At 70.9% G+C, this 7,452-nt stretch carries 6 protein-coding genes and 1 pseudogene; 5 read left to right on the top strand and 2 right to left on the bottom strand.

What is annotated here, in order from left to right; genetic code table 11:
- Window positions 1-730 (top strand): annotated as a pseudogene (locus AB0M20_RS18245) (hypothetical protein); the annotation flags it as partial.
- 130 nt (window positions 731-860) lie between these two features.
- On the opposite strand, the gene AB0M20_RS18240 reads toward AB0M20_RS18245, so the two are convergent.
- The gene (locus tag AB0M20_RS18240) at window positions 861-1,376 is read right to left on the bottom strand and encodes a hypothetical protein (RefSeq protein ID WP_364299516.1); all 516 of its coding nucleotides are present in this window, start codon (window positions 1,374-1,376) and stop codon (window positions 861-863) included.
- A gap of 57 nt (window positions 1,377-1,433) precedes the next feature.
- Window positions 1,434-2,459, bottom strand: coding sequence for a class II fructose-bisphosphate aldolase (gene fbaA, locus AB0M20_RS18235; protein WP_364299514.1), 1,026 nt, complete (start codon window positions 2,457-2,459; stop codon window positions 1,434-1,436).
- 95 nt (window positions 2,460-2,554) lie between these two features.
- Between fbaA and AB0M20_RS18230 the strand changes: the two genes are divergently transcribed.
- The 4 genes from AB0M20_RS18230 to AB0M20_RS18215 form a co-directional block, all read left to right on the top strand.
- The gene (locus AB0M20_RS18230) at window positions 2,555-2,713 is read left to right on the top strand and encodes a hypothetical protein (RefSeq protein WP_364299512.1); all 159 of its coding nucleotides are present in this window, start codon (window positions 2,555-2,557) and stop codon (window positions 2,711-2,713) included.
- Window positions 2,714-2,736: 23 nt separating this feature from the next.
- The gene (locus tag AB0M20_RS18225; RefSeq protein ID WP_364299510.1) at window positions 2,737-4,131 is read left to right on the top strand and encodes a 3' terminal RNA ribose 2'-O-methyltransferase Hen1; all 1,395 of its coding nucleotides are present in this window, start codon (window positions 2,737-2,739) and stop codon (window positions 4,129-4,131) included.
- Window positions 4,124-6,634 (top strand): polynucleotide kinase-phosphatase, encoded by a 2,511-nt coding sequence (locus AB0M20_RS18220; protein WP_364299508.1) that lies wholly within the window; start codon window positions 4,124-4,126, stop codon window positions 6,632-6,634. The genes AB0M20_RS18225 and AB0M20_RS18220 overlap by 8 nt, the downstream gene beginning before the upstream one ends.
- Before the next feature lie 66 nt (window positions 6,635-6,700).
- Window positions 6,701-7,452, top strand: a 752-nt coding sequence (locus AB0M20_RS18215; protein ID WP_364299506.1) for a DedA family protein, incomplete at its 3' end; no start/stop codon positions are given.

Below are 7,452 nucleotides of genomic sequence, written 5' to 3'. Positions count from 1 at the left end.
GTCCCAAGCCAACAGTGGTAGCTCACCCACGCGTCCGAGCCCCGGACAGGTGGGTGGGCTACCACTGTCGCCGGTCGGGATCATGGGTGGGCATGCCGTTCCGCGGGGGTCGGCGGCGTATCGGATGGCGGCCGAGCTGGCGTGGCGGCTGGCGGCCGAGGGCCGGCTGATCGTCACCGGCGGCGGGCCGGGGGTGATGGAGGCCGCGAACCTCGGCGCCTATTTCTCCGGGCGCGGGCCGTCCGAGTTGTCCGCAGCGATCGACATGCTGACGGCGGCGCCGGACTTCCTCGACCACGACCCGTACACCGCCGCGGCGATCGACGTGCGGGCCGCGTACCCCGCGAAATCGGACCTGGCCCACGGCGGCCTGGCCCTGCCCACCTGGCTCTATGGGCACGAGCCGGCGAACCTGTTCGCCGGGCAGATCGGCAAGTACTTCTCGAACGCGGTGCGCGAGGACTCGATCCTGCGGCTCTCCCGCGGCGGCATCGTCTTCGCGCCGGGCTGGGCCGGCACGGTGCAGGAGATCTTCCAGGCGGCGACCAAGACCTTCTACCGCACCGACGGCCCGTCCGGAGCGTTCGTGTTCCTCGGCGTCGAGCACTGGGCGCAGCTGCCGGTCGAGGCGCTGCTGCGGCCGTTGCTGGCCCGCTCGCCGCACGGCGACCAGTCGGACCTCATCGTCGTCACGGATTCGCTGGACGAAGCAACTGAAGCGCTGCGGTGACGAGGGCGATCGCCGCCGGTGAAATGGCCCGGGGTTTTCCGACGCCCGCGGGGTTTGCGGGTGGCGGAAAATCGCGAGCCATTTCACCGGTTACCAGGCGATCGCCGCGGAGCGAAGCGGAGCCGGCAGCTCAAGCGATGTGGACCCGGCGCCAGCTGTTGACCGGTAGGTCGACCTCGGGGACGTCGGTGAGGCCGTTCTCGTCCATGGCGTTGTAGATGGCCAGGCGCGCGTCGGTGAAGAGGAACTCGACCGCGTGCAGGATGCGCGGCCGCCAGTCGGCCACCGTGATCAGCTCGATGATGTTGACCGCCCGCAGGACCTGGCCGCGGGCGTGCCGCAGCGCCGCGTGCGGGTCGGGCCGCCAGTCGAAGTGTTCGTACCAGTCGATCGGGCTGCCTAGGTCGAGCTGGTCCCAGGTGATCGCGCACTCGTCGAACTTGCGGTGGGTGATCTCGACGTTCGTGATGCCGAAGTCGAGGACGACCGGGCCGTCGGCGAACCAACCCCGCTCGGCGATGTCCCACATCAGCCAGCCGGCGTGCAGACGACGGCCGATGATCCGCGTGAACCGGTTCCGATGGACGGCGGCGAGGGCCTCGGCATCGTGATGCCAGACGGGTTCATACCCGTCGATACCTAGCACGATCGCCCCCTTCCATAGGAAGAGGACGATCGTACCCAGATCGGCCGTGCAGGTGCTCTACTTCGAGAGGGTGGTACCGGTCGAGCGGAGGTTCTCGCACGCCTCGACGACGCGCTTGGCCAGGCCGTCCTCGGCCAGCTTGCCCCAGGCCCGCGGGTCGTACGCCTTCTTGTTGCCCACCTCGTTGTCGACCTTGAGGACGCCGTCGTAGTTGCGGAACATGTGGTCGGCGACCGGGCGGGTGAACGCGTACTGCGTGTCGGTGTCGATGTTCATCTTCACCACGCCGTAGTCGAGCGCCGACCGGATCTCCGAGAGCAGCGAGCCGGAGCCGCCGTGGAAGACCAGGTCGAACGGCTTCTCCTTGCCGTACTTGGCGCCCACCGCGTCCTGGATCTCCTTGAGGATCTCGGGGCGCAGCTTGACGTTGCCGGGCTTGTAGACGCCGTGCACGTTGCCGAAGGTCAGGGCGGTCATGTAGACGCCCTTCTCACCCAGGCCGAGCGCGGCGGCGGTGGCCAGGCCGTCGTCGACGGTGGAGTAGAGCTTGTCGTCGATCGCGGCGGAGACGCCGTCCTCCTCGCCGCCGACCACGCCGACCTCGATCTCGAGGACGATGTGCGCGTTGTTGCAGAGGGCCAGCAGCTCCTCGGCGATCTGCAGGTTCTCGTCCACCGGCACGGCGGAGCCGTCCCACATGTGCGACTGGAAGAGCGGCGCCTGGCCGCGGTTGACCCGCTCCTGCGAGACGGCGATCAGCGGCCGGACGAAGCCGTCCAGCTTGTTCTTGGGGCAGTGGTCGGTGTGCAGCGCGACGTTGACCGGGTAGTTCTTGGCCACCTCGGTGGCGAACTCGGCGAGCGCGACCGAGCCGGTCACCATGTTCTTCACCGTCGGGCCGGAGACGTACTCGGCCCCGCCGGTGGAGATCTGGATGATGCCGTCGCTGCCCGCCTCCGTGAAGCCCTGCAGGGCGGCGTTGAGGGTCTGAGACGAGGTGACGTTGATCGCGGGGTACGCGAATGCGCCGGCCTTGGCACGGTCGAGCATCTCGCGGTAGACCTCGGGGGACGCGATGGGCATCGGTCTGGCTCCTTGACGTTTCGTGTCGGCTCTCCCAACCACGAAGTATTCCCCAGCGGCTGACCGCTGCGGAAATCGAGGTCTACCTTGGGAGCATGACCGACTACGAAGCGCCCGAGGCGGACTACGCCGAACAGCACGTGGACGCCGAACCGGTCGAGCCGGACGGTGCCCCCTCGACCGATCCCGAAGCCCCCGAGTGGGACGCCGTGGAGCAATCCCGGTCGGTCCAGGGCGATGACGAATATCGTTAGCCCTGGCTGGGATCATTGACCATGTGCTGCTGACCCTGACCACCACGCACCGGCCGGCCACCGACCTCGGTTACCTGCTGGTCAAGCACCCCGACCGGGTGCACTCCTTCGACCTGCCCGCGGGTACGGCCCATGTGCTGTACCCGGAGGCGGGCGAGGAGCGGTGCACGGCTGCGCTGCTGCTGGACGTCGATCCGCAGCGGCTGCGCTCGGGCCGCGCGGATGCGTTCACCCTGGGTCAGTACGTCAACGACCGCCCGTACGCGGCCTCCAGCATGCTGGCCGGCGCCCTCAACCACGTCTTCCGCTCGGCCCTGCGCGGCCGCTCCAAGGACCGGCCCGAGCTGGCCGCCGAGCCGCTGCCGCTGGAGATCCGGGTCCCGGTGCTGCGCGGCAACCCGGAGCTGACCGCCCGGCTGTTCGAGCCGCTGGGCTGGTCGGTGTCCGCCACGCCGATCCCGCTCGACGATGTGCCGGCCGGTCACCCCCTGAGCGGCGACAGCCCGTACGTGGATCTGACCCTGACCGGGACGCAGCGGGTCGCCGACGCGCTCAACCACCTGTACGTCCTGCTGCCCGTGCTGGACGACGCCAAGCACTACTGGGTCGCCCCGGACGAGATCGACAAGCTGCTGCGCTCCGGGGAGGGCTGGCTGTCCGCGCACCCGGAGAAGGTGCTGATCACCCGGCGTTACCTCGCGCACCGCAAGTCGCTGGCCACCACCGCGCTCGAGCTGCTCGACCGCAGCGACCCCGACACCGTGGACGCGCCGGCGGACACCAGCGCGGACGAGGAGGCCGAGCTGCCCGTGGTCCGCAAGCGGTCGCTGGCCGAGCAGCGGCGCGACGCGGTCCTGGCCGCGCTGCACGAGGTCGGCGCGGCCAAGGTGCTGGACCTCGGCTGCGGCGGCGGGGCCCTGCTCACCGCACTGCTCGCCGACCGTCGGTTCCGCGAGATCACCGGCGTCGACGTGTCCAGCCGCGCGCTGGAGATGGCGGCCCGCCGGCTGCGGCTCGAGCGTCTGCCGGATCGGCAGCGCGAGCGCGTCAAGCTGTGGCAGTCCGCGCTGACCTACCGCGACGACCGGCTGCGCGGGTACGACGCGGCGGTGCTGATGGAGGTCATCGAGCACCTGGACCCGCCGCGGCTCCCGGCGCTGGAGGCGAGCGTCTTCGGGCACGCGAAGCCGGACGTGGTGATCGTGACGACGCCGAACGCCGAGTACAACGTGCACTACGAGGGCCTGAGCGGGATGCGGCACTCGGACCATCGCTTCGAGTGGACCCGCCGCGAGTTCGCACGCTGGGCCGCTTCGGTCGCCACCGCACGCGGCTACACCGTGGACATCCGCGGCGTGGGCGACGAGAGCGCGACCGATGGCCCGCCGACGCAGATGGCGGTGTTCCGTCGTGGCTGAGATCGACATCCCCGAGCTGGCCCTCGTCGCGCTGGTCGGCATCTCCGGCTCCGGCAAGTCCTCCTTCGCGCGCAAGCACTTCGCGCCCACCCAGGTGCTGTCCTCCGACTTCTTCCGCGGCCTGATCGCCGACGACGAGAACGACCAGTCCGTCTCCGCCGAGGCGTTCGACGCCCTGCACTACATCGCCGGCAAGCGGCTGGCGGCCGGTCGGCTCACCGTCGTTGACGCCACCAACCTCCAGTCCGCCGGGCGGGCCGAGCTGGTCAAGCTGGCCCGCGAGCACGACACGCTGCCGGTGGCGATCGTGCTCGACGTGCCGGAGTCGGTGGCGTGGGAGCGCACCGAGCAGCGCGCGGACCGCACCTTCGGCCGCCCGGTGCTCGACCGGATGAGCCGTGACCTGCGCCGGTCCGTGGGCCGGCTGGCCCGTGAGGGTTTCCGCAAGGTGCACGTGCTGCGTGGGGTGGAGCAGATCGAAGGCGCCACCATCCGGTACGAGCGCCTCTTCAACGACCGCCGCGACCTGACCGGTCCGTTCGATGTGATCGGCGACGTGCACGGCTGCCGGGCCGAGCTGGACACCCTGCTCACCGAGCTGGGATACGTGGTCAAGGACGACCGGGCCGAGCACCCGGAGGGTCGCACCGCGGTCTTCGTCGGCGACCTGGTCGACCGCGGCCCCGACTCGCCGGGCGTGCTGCGGCTGGTGATGAACATGGTGGCCGACGGCACCGCGCTGTGCGTCTCCGGCAACCACGAGCAGAAGCTGGGACGCAAGCTCAATGGCCGCAGCGTCCAGATGACCCACGGGCTGCCCGAGACGATGGCTCAGCTCGAGGCCACCGACGACGCGTTCGTGGCCGAGGTGCGGACCTTCATCGACGGTCTGATCAGCCACTATGTGCTGGACGGCGGCAAGCTCGTGATCGCGCACGCCGGCCTCAAGGAGGCCTACCACGGCCGGGCCTCCGGCCGGGTCCGCGCCTTCGCGCTCTACGGCGACACCACCGGCGAGACCGACGAGTACGGCCTGCCGGTCCGTTACCCGTGGGCCCGCGACTACCGCGGGTCCGCCGCGGTGGTCTACGGCCACACCCCGACCCCCACCCCGGAATGGATCAACAACACGATCTGCCTGGACACCGGGTGCGTGTTCGGCGGGGCGCTGACCGCGCTGCGCTGGCCGTCCCGGGAGCTCGTGGCGGTTCCGGCGCAGCGGGAGTACTACGCGCCGGCCAAGCCGCTGCATGCACCCGTGCGGGGCGACGACGAGCTGGACCTGGCGGACGTGACCGGCCGGCGGCACATCGACTACGGCTACGGACGGGTCACCATCGCGGCCGAGAACGCCGCCGCCGCGCTGGAGGTGATGGGCCGCTTCGCCCTCGACCCGGCGACGCTGGTCTGGCTGCCGCCGACCATGGCGCCGTGCTCGACGTCGACGCTGGACGGCTATCTCGAGCACCCGTCCGCGGCGTTCGGCGACCTGCGGGGCGTCGTCGACCGGGTGGTGTGCGAGGAGAAGCACATGGGGTCGCGGGCCGTGGTGCGAGTGTCGCGGGACGGCACCGGGACTGACGGCGGCGCGATCTGGACGCGCACCGGGCGGCCGTTCTTCCCGGACGTCGAGCCGCTGCTGGCGCGCGTCCGGCGGGCCGCCGAGCCGCTCTTCGACGAGCTGCGCACCGATTGGCTGCTGCTCGACACCGAGCTGCTGCCCTGGTCGGCCAAGGCCGGCGAGCTGATCCGTACCCGATACGCCGGGGTCGGCGCGGCCGGGCGGGCCGCGCTGCCCGCCGCACTGTCGGTGGTCGAGGCGGCCGCCGCGCGAGGCCTGGAGGTCGGCGGGCTGCGGGACCGGCTGGAGCTGCGGTCCGCGGAGGTGGCCGGCTACTCGGCGGCCTATCGCGCGTACGCGACCGGCGACGAGATCACGCTGGCGCCGTTCGCGGTGCTGGCCGGCGAGGGCGTGTCGTACGCCGGTCGCGACCACGGCTGGCACCTGGCGATGGCGGACCGGCTGGTCGCGGCCGACCCGGCGCTGTTCACGCCGACGCGGCGGATCGTGGTCGCGCTCGGCGACGCGGAGTCGGAGGAGGCCGCCACCGAGTGGTGGCTGGCGCTCACCGAGGCCGGTGGATCAAGCTCGGCCTTCAGTCCTGTCAGGGGCGGTGGCGGGGCTGTGGAAGGCATGGTGGTCAAGCCGTACGGAGGCCTGACCGTCAAGGACGCCGCGGGCCGGCTCGTCCAGCCGGGCGTGAAGTGCCGCGGCCGCGAGTACCTGCGGATCATCTACGGCCCGGAGTACACCCGCCCGGACCAGCTCGCCGGCCTCCGCAAGCGGTCGCTCGGCCGCAAGCGCAACCTCGCTCTGCGCGAGCATGGCCTGGGCCTGGCGGCGCTGGACCGGCTGGCCGACGGCGCGCCGACCTGGCGGATCCATGAGCTGGTTTTCGCCGTTCTGGCCTGCGAGTCCGAACCGGTCGACCCCCGGCTCTAATCCGGCCCTGACCTCACAGCTCGTGTCCAGCTCCCGGTTAGGTGGGGGCCGGTACCCTGGCTCCTCGTGGATACCCGAGCCCTCACCGAGCAGCTGGCCCTGAACCCGCTGGATCCCAAGGACCTGCTGCAGACCTTCGGGCTGTACGGCGTGTGGGCGATCCTCTTCGCGGAGACCGGCCTGCTCGTCGGCTTCTTCTTCCCCGGCGACTCGCTGCTCTTCCTGGCGGGCGTCGCGGCGTCGCCGGTGGCCGACTCGATCTTCGGCGCCGGCGCGCGCATCCCGATCATCCCGCTGCTGATCGGCGCGCCGATCTGCGCGATCGCCGGTGCGCAGCTCGGCCACTTCCTGGGTGCGCGGTACGGCCGGAAGATGTTCGAGAAGCCGGACTCACGCCTGTTCAAGCGGGAGTACGTGGAGAAGGCGGAGTACTACTTCGAGAAGTTCGGCCCGGCCAAGGCCGTGGTCCTGGCCCGCTTCATCCCGATCGTGCGGACCTTCCTCAACCCGGTGGCGGGCACCCTCGGCATGCCGGCCCGCAAGTTCCTGCTCTGGAACATCGTCGGCGCCGTGCTCTGGACCGACGGCATCCTGCTGATCGGCTATGCGCTGGCCCGCCAGATCTACGACGCGATCGGCGACCAGATCGACCACTACATCCTGCCGGTGGTGGCGCTGATCGTGCTGATCTCGGTGCTGCCGATCGCGATCGAGATGCTCCGGGAGCGCAAGGCGAAGAAGCGCGCCGCCGAGACCGGCCCGGTCACCGCGATCGGTGTCGTCGCGGCCGCCACGGTCGCGGGCATCGCGGACGCGGT

It is taken from the genome of Actinoplanes sp. NPDC051633 (genome assembly GCF_040681735.1).
GTDB lineage: Bacteria > Actinomycetota > Actinomycetes > Mycobacteriales > Micromonosporaceae > Actinoplanes.
The sequence above is the reverse complement of the archived record's forward strand: the minus strand, read 5'-3'. Positions and strand labels throughout refer to the sequence as shown.